The sequence below is a fragment of the Streptomyces sp. Y1 genome, assembly GCF_041053115.1.
Classification (GTDB): Bacteria; Actinomycetota; Actinomycetes; order Streptomycetales; family Streptomycetaceae; genus Kitasatospora; species Kitasatospora rubellomurina.
This window is the reverse complement of sequence record NZ_CP163445.1, coordinates 6,367,412-6,385,126: the sequence shown is the minus strand read 5'-3', so window position 1 is coordinate 6,385,126 and position 17,715 is coordinate 6,367,412. Positions and strand designations below refer to the sequence as shown.

At 75.7% G+C, this 17,715-nt stretch carries 12 protein-coding genes; 1 reads left to right on the top strand and 11 read right to left on the bottom strand.

Annotation, left to right across the window (positions count from 1 at the left end; translation table 11 throughout):
* Nucleotides 1-4 precede the first annotated feature (4 nt).
* The 6 genes from AB2U05_RS27990 to AB2U05_RS27965 all read right to left on the bottom strand — a co-directional run bounded on the left by AB2U05_RS27990 (nucleotide 5) and on the right by AB2U05_RS27965 (nucleotide 8,731).
* Nucleotides 5-244, bottom strand: a complete 240-nt coding sequence (locus tag AB2U05_RS27990) for a chaplin (protein WP_045692931.1) — start codon at nucleotides 242-244, stop codon at nucleotides 5-7.
* A 99-nt stretch (nucleotides 245-343) separates the two neighbouring features.
* Nucleotides 344-646 carry a hypothetical protein gene (locus tag AB2U05_RS27985; protein ID WP_369184572.1) on the bottom strand — a complete coding sequence of 101 codons (303 nt, stop codon included), beginning with the start codon at nucleotides 644-646 and terminating at the stop codon, nucleotides 344-346.
* Complete coding sequence (locus AB2U05_RS27980) at nucleotides 643-3,213, bottom strand: Hsp70 family protein (RefSeq protein WP_369184571.1); 2,571 nt, start codon at nucleotides 3,211-3,213, stop codon at nucleotides 643-645. The genes AB2U05_RS27985 and AB2U05_RS27980 overlap by 4 nt, the downstream gene beginning before the upstream one ends.
* Before the next feature lie 30 nt (nucleotides 3,214-3,243).
* Complete coding sequence (gene grpE, locus AB2U05_RS27975) at nucleotides 3,244-3,945, bottom strand: nucleotide exchange factor GrpE (RefSeq protein ID WP_369184570.1); 702 nt, start codon at nucleotides 3,943-3,945, stop codon at nucleotides 3,244-3,246.
* Complete coding sequence (locus tag AB2U05_RS27970; RefSeq protein ID WP_045692929.1) at nucleotides 3,942-4,367, bottom strand: hypothetical protein; 426 nt, start codon at nucleotides 4,365-4,367, stop codon at nucleotides 3,942-3,944. Before AB2U05_RS27970 ends, grpE begins: the two co-directional genes overlap by 4 nt.
* Nucleotides 4,368-4,510: 143 nt before the next feature.
* Nucleotides 4,511-8,731, bottom strand: coding sequence for a hypothetical protein (locus tag AB2U05_RS27965; protein WP_369184569.1), 4,221 nt, complete (start codon nucleotides 8,729-8,731; stop codon nucleotides 4,511-4,513).
* A gap of 255 nt (nucleotides 8,732-8,986) precedes the next feature.
* On the opposite strand from AB2U05_RS27965, the gene AB2U05_RS27960 reads away from it, so the two are divergent.
* Complete coding sequence (locus AB2U05_RS27960; protein WP_369184568.1) at nucleotides 8,987-10,774, top strand: hypothetical protein; 1,788 nt, start codon at nucleotides 8,987-8,989, stop codon at nucleotides 10,772-10,774.
* A gap of 22 nt (nucleotides 10,775-10,796) precedes the next feature.
* Here AB2U05_RS27960 and AB2U05_RS27955 read toward each other — a convergent pair whose 3' ends face one another.
* The 5 genes from AB2U05_RS27955 to AB2U05_RS27935 form a co-directional block, all read right to left on the bottom strand.
* On the bottom strand, nucleotides 10,797-11,243 hold the full coding sequence (locus AB2U05_RS27955; protein ID WP_045692926.1) for a nuclear transport factor 2 family protein: 447 nt from the start codon (nucleotides 11,241-11,243) through the stop codon (nucleotides 10,797-10,799).
* A 93-nt stretch (nucleotides 11,244-11,336) separates the two neighbouring features.
* Nucleotides 11,337-12,383, bottom strand: coding sequence for an ABC transporter ATP-binding protein (locus AB2U05_RS27950; protein WP_369184567.1), 1,047 nt, complete (start codon nucleotides 12,381-12,383; stop codon nucleotides 11,337-11,339).
* Nucleotides 12,380-13,918: an ABC transporter permease gene (locus tag AB2U05_RS27945; RefSeq protein ID WP_369184566.1), complete on the bottom strand. Its 1,539-nt coding sequence runs from the start codon at nucleotides 13,916-13,918 to the stop codon at nucleotides 12,380-12,382. Before AB2U05_RS27945 ends, AB2U05_RS27950 begins: the two co-directional genes overlap by 4 nt.
* A gap of 41 nt (nucleotides 13,919-13,959) precedes the next feature.
* Nucleotides 13,960-15,012, bottom strand: a complete 1,053-nt coding sequence (locus AB2U05_RS27940; RefSeq protein WP_045692924.1) for an iron ABC transporter substrate-binding protein — start codon at nucleotides 15,010-15,012, stop codon at nucleotides 13,960-13,962.
* A 321-nt stretch (nucleotides 15,013-15,333) separates the two neighbouring features.
* Nucleotides 15,334-17,574 carry a heavy metal translocating P-type ATPase gene (locus tag AB2U05_RS27935; RefSeq protein ID WP_369184565.1) on the bottom strand — a complete coding sequence of 747 codons (2,241 nt, stop codon included), beginning with the start codon at nucleotides 17,572-17,574 and terminating at the stop codon, nucleotides 15,334-15,336.
* Nucleotides 17,575-17,715 lie beyond the last annotated feature (141 nt).

The following is a 17,715-nucleotide window of genomic DNA, read 5'->3' as shown; positions in this document are numbered from 1 at the left end:
CGCGTCAGCCGTTGACGCAGACGTTCCCGATGGCCGGGTTCAGGAGCCCGATCACGCTGACCGTGTTCCCGCAGATGTTGGCCTCGAGGTTGATCGGGACCTGGATCACGTTGCCGGACAGCACACCGGGCGAACCGATCGCGGTGCCGACAGCGGTCGCGTCGCCGGCGGCAGCGGTGCCGGCGCCGGCCAGGACCGCCACCGCGGCGAGCGCGGTGGCGGCGAGGGTGGTGCGAATACGCATGGCGTCACTCCTTGTGAGGGTGGCGAAAATCCGTGTGACGATCACACTCATCACCGATCTCACGCGATCCAGGGACCGATTTGCCGGGATTGCTCACATCTAGGGCGTGTCGCCCTCCCGCCCCGCGGATCCGGCGACCGCGGTGCCGACCGCGCCCAGCGTCTCCAGCAGCGACCGGGCCGGTGCCAGCCCGGGCTCCGCCGCCAGGGCCCGGCGCAGCAGCACCCGGGCCTCGGCCACCTCCCCGGCCCGCAGCGCGGCCAGCGCCGCGTTGTAGTCCATCCGACCGGCGTAGCGCAGCCGCGCCAGCGCGGTCAGGTCCTCCCGGCAGGACGGGCAGCGCAGCGACCGGCCGTCCGCCGGGACCTTGCACAGCGGACACAGCACGTCGGGCTCGCTCATCGCGGACCGGCCTCCTCCGGGCGGACCGGGCCCAGCGACTCGGCCGCCGGCTCGCTGCCGAGCTCCCGCTCGGCCTGCGCGTAGAGCTCCAGCAGCGCCGACATGTGCCGGTTCACCTCCTCCATGTTCGCGGCCTCCACCGCCTCGTCCAGGCCGCGCAGGTGCGCCCGCATCTGCTGGGCCAGCAGCGGCGAGACCAGGTTCTGGTTCACGTACACGTTGCACATGGTCAGCATGCGCATGGTGTGCCCGAGCGAGTCGCACAGGTCGTCGGCCCGCTGGGCGGCGCGCATCGCGCCCTCCCAGTCGGCCTCCTCGCGGCGCAGCCGCAGCTCGGCGGCCACCGAGCGCAGCCGGTCGAGGTCGCTCGGGTCCAGGTGCTTCTCGCAGTAGCGGATGAACAGGCTCAGGTAGGCCTCCGAGCCGCGCACCCAGCGCTGCGCCTTGAGCTGGCGCTGCGCGCGCTCCAGCGCCTCGTCGACGGACTGACCGCGGGTCTGCCCGGCGGCCAGGTCGTCGAGGGTGTTCATCAGCCGCTGGGCCTCGCGCATCTCGGCCTCGGTCAGCTCCTTGCCCCAGCGGTCGGTGAAGGTCTCGATCTGCCGCTGCTGCTCCTCGACCTGCACCTTCAGCTCGGGGTCGAGGGTGGCCCGCTCCAGCTTGACGGTCTTCTCGGCGCCGCCCTGGATGCGCACCGAGAGGGTGATGGTGCGGTCCCGGTCGAGGCCGAAGGAGACCTCCACCGGGGTGCGGCCGCCCAGCCCCTCGGGCAGCCGCAGGGTGAGGTGGCCGATCAGCTCGTTCTGCTGGGCGATCTCGTACTCGCCCTCGTAGACGGCGACTTCGAGCCGCTGGCGGCCGCTGCCGGAGACCACGAACTCCCGGCTGACCGGCGAACTCGTCGGGTAGCTGCTGTTCTTGGGGATCATCACGGCCAGCCGGCCGTCGTTCAGCTCGATCCCGAGGTTCTTCGGGGTGATGTCGTACGGGTTGGTGACCTGCATCAACTCGCCACAGACCGTGCAGACTTCGGTGCCGGGCGGGTTCACCCGGGCGCAGCCGGCGCAGCGCAGGCCGACGTCCTCGGCCGCGGTGGACGACACCTTGGTGTTGCCGGGGGCGGCCGAGTTCAGCGCCTCGCCGCACAGGTCGCAGGCGGTGACGCCGGGGGCGGCCGGGGTGCCGCAGCGCGGGCAGTTGTCGACCCGGACGACGGTGGCGGCCTGCGACTGCTTCGGGACGCTCGCCCCGCCGGTGCCCGAACCGGCCAGCTCCGCGCCGCACTTGGGGCAGTCGGCGGCCGCCGCGTCGACCGGGACGTAGCAGCCGGGGCAGGACACCCGGTCCCCGCCGAGCAGGGTGGTCGCGCAGTTGGCGCAGTTGGAGGCGGAGAGGTCGCCGGGGGCCCGGCACTCGGGGCACTCCACCTCGCCGACCAGGGCGGACTGCACGGCCGCGCCGAGCGCCACGCACTGCATCGGGTTGACGCCGTACCGGATCCGGCGGGTGCCGAACACCTCGCCGAGGCGGCGCGAGACCAGCGGGATCGCGGTGGAGCCGCCGACCAGCACCACCTCGTCGATGTCGCCCACGGTGAGGTTGGCCTGCATGATCGCCTTGTGGGTCAGCTCGATGGTGCGCTCGATCTGCGCCTCGATCAGCTCCTCGAAGCGGGCCCGCTCGAACTCGGTCTCCAGCACCAGCTGCCCGGCGCCGAGGCCGGGCAGGATCACCTCGGAGGACTCCTGGTTGGACAGCTCGATCTTGATCGTCTCGGCGGTCGAGGCGATCTTCGGGCGGTCCCGCAGGTCCGGCTGGTAGTCCGAGCCGTACTCCTCGCGGATGTCCTCCAGCAGCGCGGTGGTGATCGCCCGGTCGAAGTCGTCGCCGCCGAGCAGGTTGTCGCCCTCGATGCCGAGCACCGACACCGAACCGGGCACCAGCAGCAGGATCGAGATGTCGAAGGTGCCGCCGCCGAGGTCGTAGACCAGGACGGTCCGGCCCTCGTCGCCCGCCTCCGAGGTGATCCCGTACGCGAGCGCGGCGGCGGTCGGCTCGTTGATGATCCGCAGCACGTGCAGGCCGGCCATCCGGCCCGCCTCCTGGGTGGCGGCCACCTGCCGCTCGCCGAAGTAGGCGGGAACGGTGATGACGGCCCGGTGGAAGGGCTCGCCGAAGCGCTGCTCGGCGTCCTCCTTGAGCCGGTGCAGGATGATCGCGGAGATCTCGATCGGCGTGTAGGAGCGGCCGTTGAACCAGACGTTGACGTCGCCGTCCGCGCCCGCGGTGACCTTGTAGTCGACCTCCTTGAGCGCCGCCTGCACCTGCGGGTCCTTGAACTTGCGGCCCATGAAGCGCTTCACCGAACGGATCACGTTGGCGCCGTCGATGGCGATCCGGCTGCGCGCGGTGGAGCCCACCAGCAGTTCGCCCTTGCGGCCGCTGCCGACCACGGAGGGCGTGGCCTCCTGGTTCTGCCGGTTGAAGATGATCTCCGGCTCGCCCCGGCGCAGGTGGGCGACCACGGAGTTGGTGGTCCCCAGGTCGATGCCGAGTGTGCGGTACATGTCGTTCCCCTCTTGCCGCTGGTGGGCTGGCTACTTCTTGCGCTTGCGGCCGCTGCGGGTGCGGACCCGGGGCTGGACCCGCCGGGTCCGCGCGGCGGCGGCGGGCGGCGCGGGCTCGGGCGCGGCGTCCACCGGCTCCTCGTACACCGAGTCGGCGTCCGGCTCCGGCACCACAGCCGCCTCCGGCTCCGGATCGGGCTCGGGCTCCGACTCGGGCTCCGGCTCCGACGACACGCGCGGATCGGGGGCCCCGGCGGCGACCACCACCTGCGCCCGGCGCAGCACCTCGCCCTTCCACATGAACCCGTTGACCACCGTCCGCACCACCGTCTCCGGCGCCACCCCGGGCCGGACCTCGGTACCGACGATCTCGGTCGTCGCCGGGTCCGCGAACAGGCCCTCCAGCCGCATCGCCTTCACCTCGGCCTTGCGGAGCCGGCCGAGCATCCGCATCCGGGTGGCCTCGATCCCGGCGCCGCGCCCGAGCGCGACCAGCTCCGAGTCCAGCGCGAGGTCGGCGAGCGCGTCGTCCACCTCGATCAGGGCGCGCAGCAGTTCGCGCTGCTCGGCCTGGGCGGCGCGCTCGGTGTCCGCGAGCTTGCCGCCCAACAGCGAGGCCCGGAACAGGAGTCGGCCGAACAGCTGCTCCAGGTCGGCGTCCTCGACCCCGGGCGGGATCGGCAGCGGCCGGTGGTCCGCGAGCAGGACTTCGGTGGGCGGTGCGTCGGTCATTCCGGTACCTCGATCTGCGGCAGGACGGACAGGTCGGCCGCGTAGCGGGCGGGGACGGGCGGTTCGGGGTCGACTCCGGCGGGGGCCGGGTCGGCGAAGTCGGCGGCCAGCTCGGCGCGGTGCAGCGCGAGCAGGGCGGCGGCGGGCGGCTGCGCGGGCCGTTCGATCGTCAGCAGCGGCTCGGCGAGCGCCGGCGCAAGCAACTCGGCGGCCTGGTCGACCGGTTCGGGCGGCAGCGGCTGCTGCAGGTCCGCCTCCAGCCGCCGGTCGGGGGCGCGCAGCAGCGCGGCGGCCTCCTGGACCTGCTGGCGGGTGTACCGGCCCGCCTTGGTCGCCCGGCCCACGGCCGCGTTGATCTCGCGCACGCCGGCCGTGAGCGGGATGCCCAGGACCTCGTACGGCGACGGTTCGTGCAGTGGCATGGCGGGCGGTCTCTCTCCTCGGTGTTCACCGGTGGCGGCAGGGACTTGGCGCACGGTCTACGACGACGACGGCCGCCGCGCGGTTGCCGTCACCGCGCGGCGTTCCGACTGCCCGTCGCGCGCCGTCGGCACGGCGCGTCCCGTCAGCGGATCGCCTCGATCCGCGACTGCAGGGCGCGCAGCTCGTAGTCCCCGGGGCTGTTCTCGACGGCCTTGCGGATCAGCCGGCGCGCTTCGACCAGCTGCCGGGCGTTGGCCCGCTGGACGGCGTACGCGCTGTAGACGACGCCGAGTTCGCCGCGCACCGTGTCGACCTGCTCCGGGTTGTCGGCCAGGCCGGCCGCCTCCTCCAGCAGCCGGATCGCCTCGTCGTAGCGGCGGGCCTTGAAGTGCCCGGCGGCCTCGCCGCGCCAGACGTTGACCATCAGCCGGCGCAGGTCGGACGAGTCGTCGAAGGACATGGCCTTCTGGAGCATGGCCGCCTGGAGGACGAACGAGCTGTCCTTCATGTTGTCCAGCATGTGGTTGGCGAGCATCACGCTGATCCGGCGCGGGGCCTCGCGCGCGGGGTCGCCGCTCCACTCCGGGTCGTAGCCCAGGGCTTCGGTCATCAGGCCGATCGCGCGGCCGCGGTCGCCGTCGAAGGCGGCGGCGCGGGCGAGCATGCGCAGGGCGAAGCCGAGGCCGAGGCGGTGTTCGGGGTCCGGGTGGAAGCCGACCAGCTCGCGCCAGTGCTCGGCGGCCTCCTCCAGCTCCGCGACGGGGGCGTCCGGACGGGCGAGCTTGTTGGCCCGGTTGCTCAGGGCGGCCGCCAGGATGTCCTTGGCGGTCGGGTCGCCGGGGGCGAGCCGCAGGCTCTTGCGCACCAGGAACAGGGCGCGTACGTAGTCCCGGTCCTCGTTGTTGACCTTGCGGGCCCACTGGGCGTAGGTGGCGCCGAGGTCGGCCCGCACCTCCGGGTCGTCCGGGGCCAACATCCGGGCCTGTTCCAGGAGATCGGCCGCGCCGGCCTGGTCGTCGACGCCGCGCTTGAGCAGCGCGCGGGCGGCGCGGACGCCCGACTCGGCGGCGATCCTCGGGACGTCCGCGGGCAGGCCCAGACCGGGGACGGCCCGGGCGCAGGTGAGGCATTCCAGCACCTCGCGCCAGTCCTGGTTGCGGTGGTGGGAGCGGGCCTGGTCGATCAGGCAGGCGCCGAGCAGCATGCGCCAGGCCGTGTCCCGCCGGTTCTCGGGCACCGCGTCCAGCGCGGCGACGGCGGCGGCCTGGCGGCCCTGGAGCAGCAGGTAGCGCTGCGGGCCGAGGTCGCCGAACAGGTCGAGGGCGCGGGTCAGGGCGGACGGTTCCGCGTCGGCCGCCGGGCGGCGCCAGGCGTCGACGGCCCGGTCGAACCAGGCTCCCCAGTCGGCGAGTTCGGGCTGGCGCCGGAGCAGGCCGTCGAGGGTGGGGCCGAGCGCGAGGCGGCGGGCCGGGCGGCCGGGCGGCGCGATCCGGACGTCCTCCGCGGCGAAGGCCTCGGCGCTGTGCGCCTCCAGGCCGAGCCGCAGCGTCCAGGCCCGGGCCTCGTCGCCGCTGCGCCCGGCGGCCCGGTCGAGGGCGCGCAGGTCCTCCCGGAGCCGGTCGGTGAGCGCGGTACGGGCGGCGGCCAGGCGCTGCGGGTCGAGCGGGCGGCCGGTGCTGCGGACGGACTCCGTCCACAGCCCCTCCTGGTGCAGGGCGGCGACCAGGCAGCCGAGGGTCCAGGACCACACCTCGTCCGTCCCGCGCTCCCCCTCCGCGACGGCCAGCCGGTACCCGGCCAGCCCGAGCGCGTGCAGCAGCCGGGGGTGGGCCGGGTCCGCGACCAGCAGCGCCCGGTAGGCGTCGAAGGCCTCCCGGTGGCGGCCCTCGACGGCGTGCTGGTGCGCCTCGTGCTCGGCGAGCAGGCCGAGCACGTCGGCCGCCCGCGGGTGGGCGGGGGCGAGGGACAGGGCCTCCCGCAGGTCGCCGACCGCCGCTCCGGGGCGCCCTTCGGCGAGCGCGGCGCCGGCCCGGCGGACCAGGACGGCGGCCCGGGCGGCATCGGCCCGAGCCGCATCGGACTGCGCGGCATCGGACTGCGCGGCGCCCGACGGGGCGGACCGCCCGCGCCCGGGCGGAGCCGTCAGGTCGGCCAACGCCTCGTCCAACCGGCCGAGTTCGGCGCGCAGCAGGGCCAGGTCGAGCCGGACGGGTACGGCCGCGGGGCTGTCGCCGAAGGCGGCGGTCCAGGCGGCGAGGACGGGTTCGGCCTGCTCGGGGGTGCCGGCCCGGCGGGCGCAGTCCAGGACGGCGCGCAGCGCGGGGGCGGCGCAGCGGACGCAGCGGGGCGAGGCGCCGCCGGCGGGCGCGTACAGGTCGTCCGCGGCCTCCTCGCGGCCGCAGCCCCCGCAGGCGGCGGTGGCGGGGCGCTGCTCCGGCGCGTCCGCCGGCGCCTCCGACCGCGAGTCGCCGGCCAGGAAGTCCCGGTACCACTCCAGCGCCCCGGCCCAGTTCCCGGCCCGCTCGGCGAGCACCGCGCGCAGCCGGGCGGCGGCCGGGTCGGACGGCGCGGTGTCGGCCGCGCCGAGCAGCTTCACCGCGAGCACCGGGCTGCCGGTCGACAGCGCGGCCGCCGCCAGGTGGTAGCGGTCGCGCGGCCCGGCGGCGGCGTCGAGCAGGGTGAGGACGGGCTGCGCCTGGCCCTCGGCAAGGGCCAGGGCCGCGCGCAGCCGGGCCTGCCGGTGGGTGTGGGCGCCGGGCAGGGAGTCGGCGAGGGCGAGCGCGGCGGCGGCCTGCCCGCGCGACTCGGCGTGGTCGCGGCCGGTGACCAGCAGGTGGGCGGCCTCGCGCAGGGCGGCTTCGCGCAGCGCGGCGCGGTAGCCGGGGGCCTCGGGGCGCTCGGCGGCGGCCTGCTGCCAGAGCTCGCGGGCGGCGGCCGGGTCGGTGGCGAGGCGGGTGCGGGCGAGCCGGTCGCGGGCGAGGGCCCGGCGGTCGCGCAGCTCCGGGTCGTCGAGCTGCTCCCAGCGGGCTAGGGCGCCGGCCGGGTCGCCCTGGCGGGCGAGGGCGAGCCCGTGGTGGTAGCCGGCGATCCGGGCCCACCGGCCGGCGGGATCGGTGGCGGCCTCGGTGCGCAGCAGCGGTTCGGCTTCGGCGGCCTGCCCGGCGGCGAGCAGGGCGGCGCCGAGCCGCACCTTGGCGGGGCGCCAGTCGGGGGCCCGGTCGAGGCCCGCCCGGTAGTCGGCGGCGGCCCGCTCGGGGCTCCCGGCCCGTTCGTGGACCAGGGCGAGGCCGAACCGGGCCGGGGCGAAGTCGGGTTGGACGGTGAGGGCGGCGGCGAACTGCTCGCGGGCCTGCTCGTCGGCGCCGAGCAGCAGGGCGAGCCGGCCGAGCGCGTAGCGGGGGCGGGGGTCGGTCGGGCTCTCGTTGACGGCGGCCACGAGGTCGGCCCAGGCGGCGTCGGTGTCGCCGAGCCGCTGCCGGGCGAGGCCACGGAAGAGCAGGCTGTCGGTGCGCAGCGCCGGGCCGCGGCCCCACGGGGAGGGCTCGCCGGGGCCGCGGCGCAGCGCCTCGTCGAAGGCGGCGACGGCGGCCTCGTCGCGGTGCAGGGTGTAGAGCTGGGCGCCCCAGCGGAAGGAGAGTTCGCCGCTGCCGCCGGGAGCGGTGGCGGCGAGCAGCCGCTCGGCCTCGGCGGCCCGGTCGGTGGCGCGCAGCAGGGCGGCGCGGGCGAGCACCGGCCAGTCCCGGCCGGGGAGGGCGGCGAGGGCGCCGGCGGTGGCCCGGTCGCGCTGCTCGGCGGAGCCGTCCCGGCAGAGCTGCTGCAGCCAGGCCTGGACGCGGGCGGCGGCCGCGGCCTCCTCGCCGGATTCGCCCGGTTCGGCGGCGGTGGCGGCGGTGGCGGCAGCGGCGGCAGCGGCGGCAGCGGCGGCGGCCTGGAGGAAGGCGAGGACAGGGGCGAGGTCGCCGCCCGAAGCGGCCGGCCCCTGCGCCGTCCGTTCCTCGGCGAGGCGGCGCAGTCCCCAGCGGGGCAGCTGCCGGGCCGGGTCGGCGAGCAGCGGGAAGGCCTCGCGGTGGAGGGCGAGGGTGGCCTGCTGGTCGCCGGTGGGGATGGTGGCCTCGGCCTGGCCGAGCAGGGCGAGGCCGCGCCGGGGCCGCAGTTCCTCGGGGGCGTCGGCGAGCCGCCCGGCGAGCTGGGCGTACCGGCGGCGGGCCTGGGCGGCCTGCCCGGCGGCGAGGCGTGCGGCGGCGGCCGCGAGCGCCCGGTCGGCGGCCTCGGCGTCCAGCGGCCGCCGGCGGCGGGCCAGGACGACGGCGGCCGCACCCGCCAGTGCCACCACCACGATCAGCAGCACCGCGAACAGCACCATGAACCGCCCCCCTGCGTTCGGCTTTTCACCCGACCCATGATCAACGTTCCCCCGATGATCATGAGTTGACGTTCGTTTCGTGATGTTGCTCGGGCGGCAACAGAATAGGGCCTCCGACGGACGGTCGAACAGGACCAGGCCCTATCCTGGGCAGCGCGCCAAGCGTGTCAGCAGCGCATCGGCACCACGGCAACAGCGCAGCAACAGCACGGCAACAGCTGCAGGCAGCAGCGGTGAGAGCGTCGGGGGTCGCGTTTGTCCGGTTCGCGTTGGGTCCCCGGGCTCCGGTTCGGGCCGGAGTTCGACCCCGAGCAGTACGAGCTGCTGGAGTTCCACCACCGGGGCGGCGAGGCCGAGGTGTGGCGGGCGGTGCGGACCGGCCACAGCGGGCTCAAGGAGCTGGTCGCCGCCAAGATCATGCTGGAGCGCGACCCGTCCGAGGTGCGGCGCTGGCTGGGGCGCTGGGACGACGTGTCGCACAACGCCCACCGCCTCGGGGTCACCGACCTGGTGGTGCCCAGCTTCCTGCTCGGGCCGGCCCCGCACCGGCCCGGGGCGGCGCCCAGCGGCGGGCTGCTCGGCTACCAGATCTCGCCGTGGGTCGAGGGCGTGCCACTGCACACCTGGGCGCGCGGCCGGCACGGCGGCCCGGCGGCGATGGCCGAGGTGCTGGCACGGCTGTGCCGGATCGTCGACGAACTGCACCGCAAGCGCTGGGTGCACCGGGACATCTCCCCCGCCAACGTGCTCGTGGACGGCCAGGGGCAGGTCAAGCTGATCGACCTGACCTTCCTCGCCCCGCTCGACCACGCCCTGACCGTCGCCGTGTTCACCCCCGGGCACGTCCCGCCCGAGGCCGAGCAGGTCGGCGGCTACCCGACCACCGCCAAGGACCTCTTCGCGGTCGGCACCCTGGCCCGCACCCTGCTGCTGCCCGACCACGCCCGGCTCGACCACCGGCTGGCCGCCGAGCAGACCCGGGCCGAACTGCTGGCGGCCGGCTACGGCGAGGAGTTGGCGCAGTGGGCGTGCGAGCCGCTGGCCCGCGAGCCGCAGCGCCGCCCGTCCCCGCTCGGCCCGTGGGCGGCGCGCGGACGCGAACTGCTGCACGCCCACCGGCCGGTGGCCCGGACCGTCGGCCTGGCGGTGCTGCCGGACCGCTCCGGCCGGCCGCTGGTGGCCACCGCCGGCGCCGAGGGCATCGCGCTGGCCGGGCCCGGGCGCGCCGAGCACCGCCCACCCGCCGGACAGGGTCCGTACGCCGTACGGGAGTTGATGGCCGGCTGGGCCGGCCGCCAGGGCGAGCTGGTGGTCTGCGCCGAGGACCGCTCCGGCGCCCTCTGGGTCGGTACGGCGGCCGGCTGGTGGGAGGCCGCGCGCGGCGTCAACGGCCTGGCCGGGGCCGTCGACGCGGCCGGCGAGCTGACGGTCTGGACGGCCGCCGGCGGCGTCCTGCGCTCCTACCGCTGGGCGCCCGGCCTCACCCTCACCGGGCAGGAGCACCCCGACTGCCGCGCCGACCGGGTCCTCGCCGCGATCGAGGAACGGCCCGGCGCCTGGCTGGTCCTGGTCGAGCGGCACGGGCAGCCGCTGGCCTGCCGGCCCGGCTCCGGCGGCCCCGACACCCCGCTCGGCCCGTCCGGCCCGCTGCGCACCGGCGCGCTCGCCCGCACCTCGGCCGGCCCGCAGGCCGCCACCCTGCGCACGGACGGCTCCGCCCGGCTGCACGGCCTCGGCGCGCCGACGCCCCCGGCCGAGATCGGCGACGGCGAGCCCGCCCTCGGCCTCGCCATGGTCGGCCACCGCGGCGGCCCCACCATCGCCCTCGCGGGCGAGGGCGGCGTCCGGCTGCGCCTGCCCGCCGGCGGGGCCTCCCGCCGCCCGCGCTGGTGGCGCCCCACCCTGCGCCCGGCCACCCGGGTCGCGCTGGCGATGGGCGACGACTGGCGGCTGTGCCTCGCGGCCGTGGTGGAGGGCGAGTTGCAGGTCTGGCAGGAGGACGCGGCGTACCGCTGGCAGGCGGTGGGGCTGCCGGAGGACTAGGTCCTCCGCGCTCGCCGGTGCTTCAGGACGACAGTCGCGCCGTGTCGGCGCCGAACGGCAGGTGCACGGTGCGGGTGGCGAGGAGCCACTGCCCGTCGATCAGCCGGAAGGTGTCCTCGTAGTGCCCGACGTTGGTCGGCAGGCGGGGCTCGATCATGCCGCCCGGGTGGCCGTCGACCCGGTACGTGGTCAGGTACGAGGTGGCCCGGGCCGTCGTCGGCGACTCCACCGTGACGAGGAGGTTCGTCATCAGGCGGCGCGACAGCCGGTCGGACGGGCGCGAGGCGAAGTAGGCGCGGAGGGCGTCGCGGCCTTCGACGCGGCGGGCGCCGTGCGGCCAGTGCCAGCTGCCGTCCGGGGTGAACAGCTCGGCCACGGAGGAGGGTTCGCCGAGGTCGAGGCGGTGCGCGAAGTCCACGATGAGGCGCTCGCAGGCGCGTTCCGCGAGCATCCGGTCGATCGGGGGCATGATCCTGTCATCCACTCCCCCTTCATAACAGCTCGACCGCGGCGCCGGGCGGCATCAGCGCAAACCGCCGCCCGACACCCGCGTCGCCCCGCGTCAGGCCCCCGGCAGCACGTGCACCGGCCCGACCGCCGCCACGTACGCCTCGCCGCCCACCGGCCACGCCCGGTCGGCCGCGGCGACCAGCACCTCGGGCAACCCGGCCGCCTCGGGCCGGAGTTCGACCCGGTGGTCGTGGCCCCGGAAGTCGCAGCCGAGCACCTTCGCCGGGACGGCACCCGCCACCGGCTCGGCGGTGAGCCGGAGTTGGCCCGGCCGGAGCAGGGCCAGGCCGCTCCCGGACACCGCCCCGGGGGCCGCCGGCGCGAGCGGCCCGAAGGCCGTCCGAGCCGCACCGCCCGCCCCCTCGCAGGGGATCAGGTTCGCCTCCCCCAGCACCCGGGCCACCGCCGGGTCCACCGGCCGGTGGTACAACTCGTCCGGGCTGCCGCACTGCGCGATCCGCCCGTCCCGCAGCACCGCGACGGTGTCGGCGAACGACAGCGCCTCGTCCTGGTCGTGGGTGACCAGCACCGCCGTCGTCCCCGACTGCCGCAGCGTGGCCGCGACTTCACGGCGCAGCTCGGCACGCAGCGCGGCGTCCAGGGCCGCGAACGGCTCGTCCAGCAGCAGCAGCCGCGGCCGGGGCGCCAACGCCCGGGCCAGCGCGACGCGTTGCTGCTGACCGCCGGACAGCTGGTGCGGGCGCCGCTCGCCGAGCCCGGGCAGGCCGACCAGCTCCAGCAGCTCCGCCACCCGGGCCCGCCGCTGCGAACGCGGCAGCCCGAAGCCGATGTTGGCGGCGACGCTCAGGTGCGGGAAGAGCGCGCCGTCCTGCGGGACGAGCCCGATGCCCCGGTGTTCGGCGGCGAGCCGGTCGCGCCCGTCGTCCAGCACCCGCCCGTGCAGCACGACCTGCCCGGCGGCGGCCGGGTGGAAGCCCGCCAGCACCCGCAGCAGGGTGGACTTGCCGCAGCCGGACGGGCCGAGCACGCAGGCGAGGGCGCCCTCGGGCACGGTGAGGTCGATGCCGTGCAGGACCGGGCTGCGCCCGTGCGCGGCGTGCAGGTCGGTGACGGTGAGACCGAAGGACGGACCGGTCATGAACCACTCCGGAGGGCTCGGCGGGTCAACAGCAGGACGGACGGCACGGACAGCGCCACCATGAGGGCCGCGTACGGCGCCGCCGCCCCGTACGCGAGGCCGCTGGTGTACACCCAGAACTCGGTGGCCAGGGTCTGGGTGCCGGTGGGCCGCAGCAGCAGGGTGGCGGTGAGCTCGGTGGAGGCGGTGAGGCCGACCATGGCGACGGCGGCCCCGAGGCCGGGCAGCACCAGCGGCAGGGTGACCCTGGCGAGGACGGCGAGCGGCCGGGTGCCGAGCGAGCGGGCGGCCTCCTCGACGCCGGGCGGGACCTGGGCGAGGGCGGCACGGACGGCCGTCAGCGCCAGCGGGAAGAACAGCACCACGTACCCGGCGACGAGCATCGGCGGCTGCTGGTAGAGCGGCCGGGCCCAGTGGACGGCGAAGTACACGACGGCGAGGGCGACGGCGATGCCGGGCAGCGCCCGGGTGAGGTAGGCGACCCGCTCGACGGCCCGGGCGGGCCGGCTGCCGCGCCGCCAGCCGTACAGGGCGACCGGGACGGCGGCGAGGGTGGCGGTGACCGCCGCGCCGAGCGCGTACCCGAGGGTGGCGAGGGTGGCCCCGAGCACGGAGGCGGAGGGCAGGGTGGTCGAGCTGCCCTTGACCAGCCAGTACGCCAGCGCGTACAGCGGCACCCCGAGCGCGACGCCGACCAGCGCGGCCAGCCCGGCGAGCGCGGGCACCGTCCAGCGGCCGAGCCGTACGGGCGGCGCGGTGCGGGCGAGCGCGCCGTGCCGGACCACCCGGGCCCGGCGGCCCGCCCAGGCCTCCAGGGCGACCAGCAGCAGGGCGAGCGCGACCAGGACGAGGGTGAGCAGGGAGGCGGAGGCCGCGTCGAAGCCGAGCTTGTACTGGGTGAACACGGCGGTGGCGAAGGTGGTGTAGCGCAGCATCGCGAAGGCGCCGTACTCGCCGAGCAGGTAGAGCGAGACGAGCAGCACGCCGCCGGCCAGCGCGGGCCGGGTGAGCGGGAGGGTGACCCGCCAGAGGGTGGCCAGGCGGCCGCGGCCGAGCGAGCGGGAGACCTCCTCGGCGGCGGCGTCGCCGTGCCGCAGGGCGGCCGCGACCGGGAGGAGGACCAGCGGGTAGAGCGAGCAGGTCATCACCAGCACCGCGCCCCAGTAGCCGTGGACGGAGCGGAACAGCGACACCCAGGAGTAGCCGCGGACGAACTCCGGTACGGCCAGCGGCAGGGCGAGCGCGACGGTCCAGGCCCGGCGCCCGGGCAGGGTGGTGCGCTCGACCAGGTAGGCGGCGCCGAAGCCGAGGACGGCGGTGGCGAGGGTGACGACGGCGGCCAGGCTGACCGTGTGCCACAGCAGGGTGGCGATCAGCGGGCGGCCGAGCAGGCGCCGGGTCTGCTCCCAACCGGCCTGCCCGGCCTGGGCGATGACGAAGCCGAGCGGCGAGGCGACCACCGCGACGACGGCGACGGCGACGGGGGCGAGCAGGCCGGCGCCCCGCCACCGGCGCGCCACGGCAGGGGTCGTCACTGGCGTCACTGTCGCCGCTTTCGTCGCTCTCGTCGCTTTCGTCACTGGAGCAGACCGGCGTCCTGGAGCAGGGCGAGCGCCTGCTTGCCGTCGCCGAGCCCGGCCGGGTCGGCGACGGTGCCGATGCCGTCCAGGGCGGGCAGTTCGGGCTTGCCCTTCACGTCGGCGACCAGCGGGTACTCGTAGCTCGCGGAGTTCGCGATGACGGTCTGGGCCGGCGCGGAGGCGAGGTAGCCGAGGAAGGCCTGGGCGGCGGCCTGGTGCTTGCCGTGCGCGAGGACGGCGGCGCCGGAGACGTCGACCAGCGAGCCCGGGTCGCCCTTGGGGAAGTAGTGCAGGGCCGCGTGGGTCTGGGCCGCGCCCTTCTCGTCGCGCATCCGGTAGAAGTAGTAGTGGTCGATGACGCCGCCCTCGACCTCGCCGCTGTTGATCGCGGCGGAGAGGGTCTCGTTGCTGTCGTAGACCTTGGCGTTGTCCTTGAGGCCCTTGAGCCACTGCTTGGCGGCGTCCTCGCCTTCGGCCTTGACCACCTGGGTGACGACGGGGGCGAAGTCGGTCTCGCTCGGGGCGATGCCCAGGCGGCCCTTCCACTCGGGCTTGGCCAGGTCGAGCACGGAGGCGGGCGGCGCGGTGTCGGCGCCCTTGCCGGCGGCGGCGAGGAAGGCGGAGGTGCGGGCGGAGACGCCGACCCAGTCGCCCTTGCCTGAACTGTCGGCGGCCGGAACGGACTTGAGGGTGTCCGGGGCGACCTTGGCGAGCAGGCCCTTGTCGCCGAGGACGGTGAGCGCGGGCGGGTTCTCGGCGTAGAAGACGTCGGCCGGGGAGGCGTCGCCCTCCTGCAGGATCTGGTTGGCCAGCTCGGCCTCGTCGCCGGAACGCAGCTCGACCTTGATGCCGGTGCGCCGGGTGAAGTCCTCGGCGAGCGCCTTGACCGTCTGCTCGTGCTGGCCGCTGTAGACGGTGATCGTCTGGCCGGCCAGCGCGGTGCCGGAGGCCGTGGGCGCGCTGCCGCCCGAGCTGCCGCACGCGGTGAGGGCGAGCGCGCAGGCGGCGAGGAGGGACAGGCCCGCGAGGGGCCGGACGGTTCCGGGCATGGTGAGTCCTCCGGAGGGAGCGGGGGTGGGCCGGACGGGCGGGGCGTCGGCCTGACGGGCAGGGCGTCGGCGAGAACTTAGGGCAGGGAAGCCTTGCCTAACAAGTTTCGGAGCGTCACATCTCGGCCCGGTCTCGGCAGGTTAGGAGAACGGTGAGCGATCCCCCAAAAGCAGGCAAAACACCGGCCAAAAACAGGTCGGATCGAACCCGCACGACCACCGCACCCGCCGGGCCGACCACTACCGTACGTAATCGAAACGCCGAGGCCCCGGAACCCTTCACGGGGTTCCGGGGCCTCGGCCCTGCCGGTGTCGAACGGTTCAGCGGAAGCGGCGCAGCCGGAGGCTGTTGCCGACCACGAAGACCGAGGAGAAGGCCATCGCGGCGCCCGCGATCATCGGGTTGAGCAGGCCAGCGGCGGCGAGCGGCAGCGCGGCGACGTTGTAGCCGAAGGCCCAGAACAGGTTGCTCTTGATGGTGCCCAGGGTGCGGCGGGAGAGCCGGATCGCGTCGGCCGCCGCGCGCAGGTCGCCGCGGACCAGGGTGAGGTCGCCGGCCTCGATGGCGGCGTCCGTACCGGTGCCCATCGCCAGGCCCAGGTCGGCCTGGGCCAGTGCGGCCGCGTCGTTGACGCCGTCGCCGACCATCGCGACGACCTTGCCCTCGGCCTGCAGCCGCTTGACGGTGTCCACCTTGTCCTGCGGCAGGACCTCGGCGATCACGTGCTGCGGCTCGATGCCGACCTCGGCCGCGACGGCCTCGGCCACCGCCCGGTTGTCGCCGGTCAGCAGCACCGGGGTCAGGCCCAGGCGCCGCAGCTCGGCGATCGCCTCGGCACTGGTCGGCTTGACCGCGTCGGCGACCACCAGGACGGCCCGGGCCTCGCCGTCCCAGCCGACCGCGATCGCGGTACGGCCGGCCGCCTCGGCGGTGCGCTTGGCCTCGGCCAGGGCCGGCGACAGGTGCTGCGACCACTCGGTGAGCAGCGCCTCCCGGCCGGCGACCACCGCGTGGCCGTCGACCACGCCCTGGACGCCCAGGCCCGGGACGTTCTCGAAGCCCTCGACGGCGGGCAGTTCACCGGCCTTGGCGGCGGCGGTGGCGATCGCCCGGGCGATCGGGTGCTCGGAGGCGTGCTCCAGGGCGCCGGCCAGGCGCAGCGCCTCGGCCTCGGTGACGCCCTCGGCGGTGTGCACGGCGAGCAGGGTCATCCGGCCGGTGGTGACGGTGCCGGTCTTGTCCAGGACGATGGTGTCGACCTTGCGGGTGGACTCCAGCACCTCCGGCCCCTTGATCAGCACGCCCAGCTGGGCGCCGCGGCCGGTGCCGACCAGCAGCGCGGTCGGGGTGGCCAGGCCGAGGGCGCACGGGCAGGCGATGATCAGCACGGCGACGGCGGCGGTGAAGGCGGCGGTCCAGCCCTCTCCGGTGCCGAGCCAGTAGCCGAGCGTGGCGACCGCGAGGGTGATCACGATCGGGACGAAGACGGCGGAGATCCGGTCGGCGAGGCGCTGGGCGGCGGCCTTGCCGTTCTGGGCGTCCTCGACGAGCTTGGCCATCCGGGACAGCTGGGTGTCCGCGCCGACCCGGGTCGCCTCGACGACCAGCCGGCCGCCGGCGTTGACGGTCGCGCCGGTGACGGCGTCGCCCACGCCGACCTCGACCGGGACGGACTCGCCGGTCAGCATGCTCGCGTCCACCGCGGAGGCGCCCTCGACGACCGTGCCGTCAGTGGCGATCTTCTCGCCGGGCCGGACCACGAACCGCATCCCCACGGCGAGTTCGCCGATCGGTATGCGCACCTCGCCGCCGCCGCGCAGCACCGTCACGTCCTTGGCGCCCAGTTCGAGCAGCGCCTTGAGGGCGGCGCCCGCGGTGCGCTTGGAGCGGGCCTCGAAGTAGCGCCCGGCCAGGATGAAGGCGGTGACGCCGGCCGCGGCCTCCAGGTAGATGTTGGACGAGCCGTCGCTGCGGCCGATGGTGAGGTCGAAGCCGTGCCGCATGCCGGGCATCCCGGCGTCGCCGAAGAACAGCGCCCACAGCGACCAGAGGAACGCCGCGCCCGTACCGAGCGAGACCAGGGTGTCCATGGTCGCGGCGCCGTGCTTGGCGTTCGTCCAGGCGGCCCGGTGGAACGGCCAGGCGGCGTAGGTGACCACGGGGGCGGCGAGGGTCAGCGACAGCCACTGCCAGTTGTCGAACTGCAGGGCCGGCACCATCGCCATCGCGATCACCGGCACGGCCAGCGCCACCGCGGTGAACAACCGCTGCCGCAGCGGGGCCAGTTCGTCGGCCGGCTCGGCCTGGTCGCCGTTCTGCTCGGTGACCGGCGGCTTGGGCAGGGCGGCGGTGTAGCCGGTGGCCTCGACGGTGGCGATCAGGTCGGCGACCTCGACGCCGCCGTCGAAGCTGACCTTCGCCTTCTCGGTGGCGTAGTTGACGCTGGCCGAGACGCCGTCCATCCGGTTCAGCTTCTTCTCGATGCGGGCCGCGCACGAGGCGCAGGTCATTCCGCCGATCGAGAGTTCCACCTCCGTGGAGGCGGGCGCCTGGGTGGTCATGGTCGCTCCTCGTGACTGGTCGGACAGGGGGTGGTGCGGTGGTGCGGGCGGGGTCCGTGATACCTGGGAGGGGTATCGGGCGGCGCCGAGTCCATTTGTACCCCAGGGGGGTATCGATGGCAAGCCTTCGCCGATACCCCC

What these genes read in the sequence shown, in the direction of transcription:
- AB2U05_RS27990 (WP_045692931.1), bottom strand. Translation starts at nt 244, where the DNA reads ATGCGTATTCGCACCACCCTCGCCGCCACCGCGCTCGCCGCGGTGGCG.
- AB2U05_RS27985 (WP_369184572.1), bottom strand. Translation starts at nt 646, where the DNA reads ATGAGCGAGCCCGACGTGCTGTGTCCGCTGTGCAAGGTCCCGGCGGAC.
- AB2U05_RS27980 (WP_369184571.1), bottom strand. Translation starts at nt 3,213, where the DNA reads ATGTACCGCACACTCGGCATCGACCTGGGGACCACCAACTCCGTGGTC.
- grpE (WP_369184570.1), bottom strand. Translation starts at nt 3,945, where the DNA reads ATGACCGACGCACCGCCCACCGAAGTCCTGCTCGCGGACCACCGGCCG.
- AB2U05_RS27970 (WP_045692929.1), bottom strand. Translation starts at nt 4,367, where the DNA reads ATGCCACTGCACGAACCGTCGCCGTACGAGGTCCTGGGCATCCCGCTC.
- AB2U05_RS27965 (WP_369184569.1), bottom strand. Translation starts at nt 8,731, where the DNA reads ATGGTGCTGTTCGCGGTGCTGCTGATCGTGGTGGTGGCACTGGCGGGT.
- AB2U05_RS27955 (WP_045692926.1), bottom strand. Translation starts at nt 11,243, where the DNA reads ATGCCCCCGATCGACCGGATGCTCGCGGAACGCGCCTGCGAGCGCCTC.
- AB2U05_RS27950 (WP_369184567.1), bottom strand. Translation starts at nt 12,383, where the DNA reads ATGACCGGTCCGTCCTTCGGTCTCACCGTCACCGACCTGCACGCCGCG.
- AB2U05_RS27940 (WP_045692924.1), bottom strand. Translation starts at nt 15,012, where the DNA reads ATGCCCGGAACCGTCCGGCCCCTCGCGGGCCTGTCCCTCCTCGCCGCC.
- AB2U05_RS27935 (WP_369184565.1), bottom strand. Translation starts at nt 17,574, where the DNA reads ATGACCACCCAGGCGCCCGCCTCCACGGAGGTGGAACTCTCGATCGGC.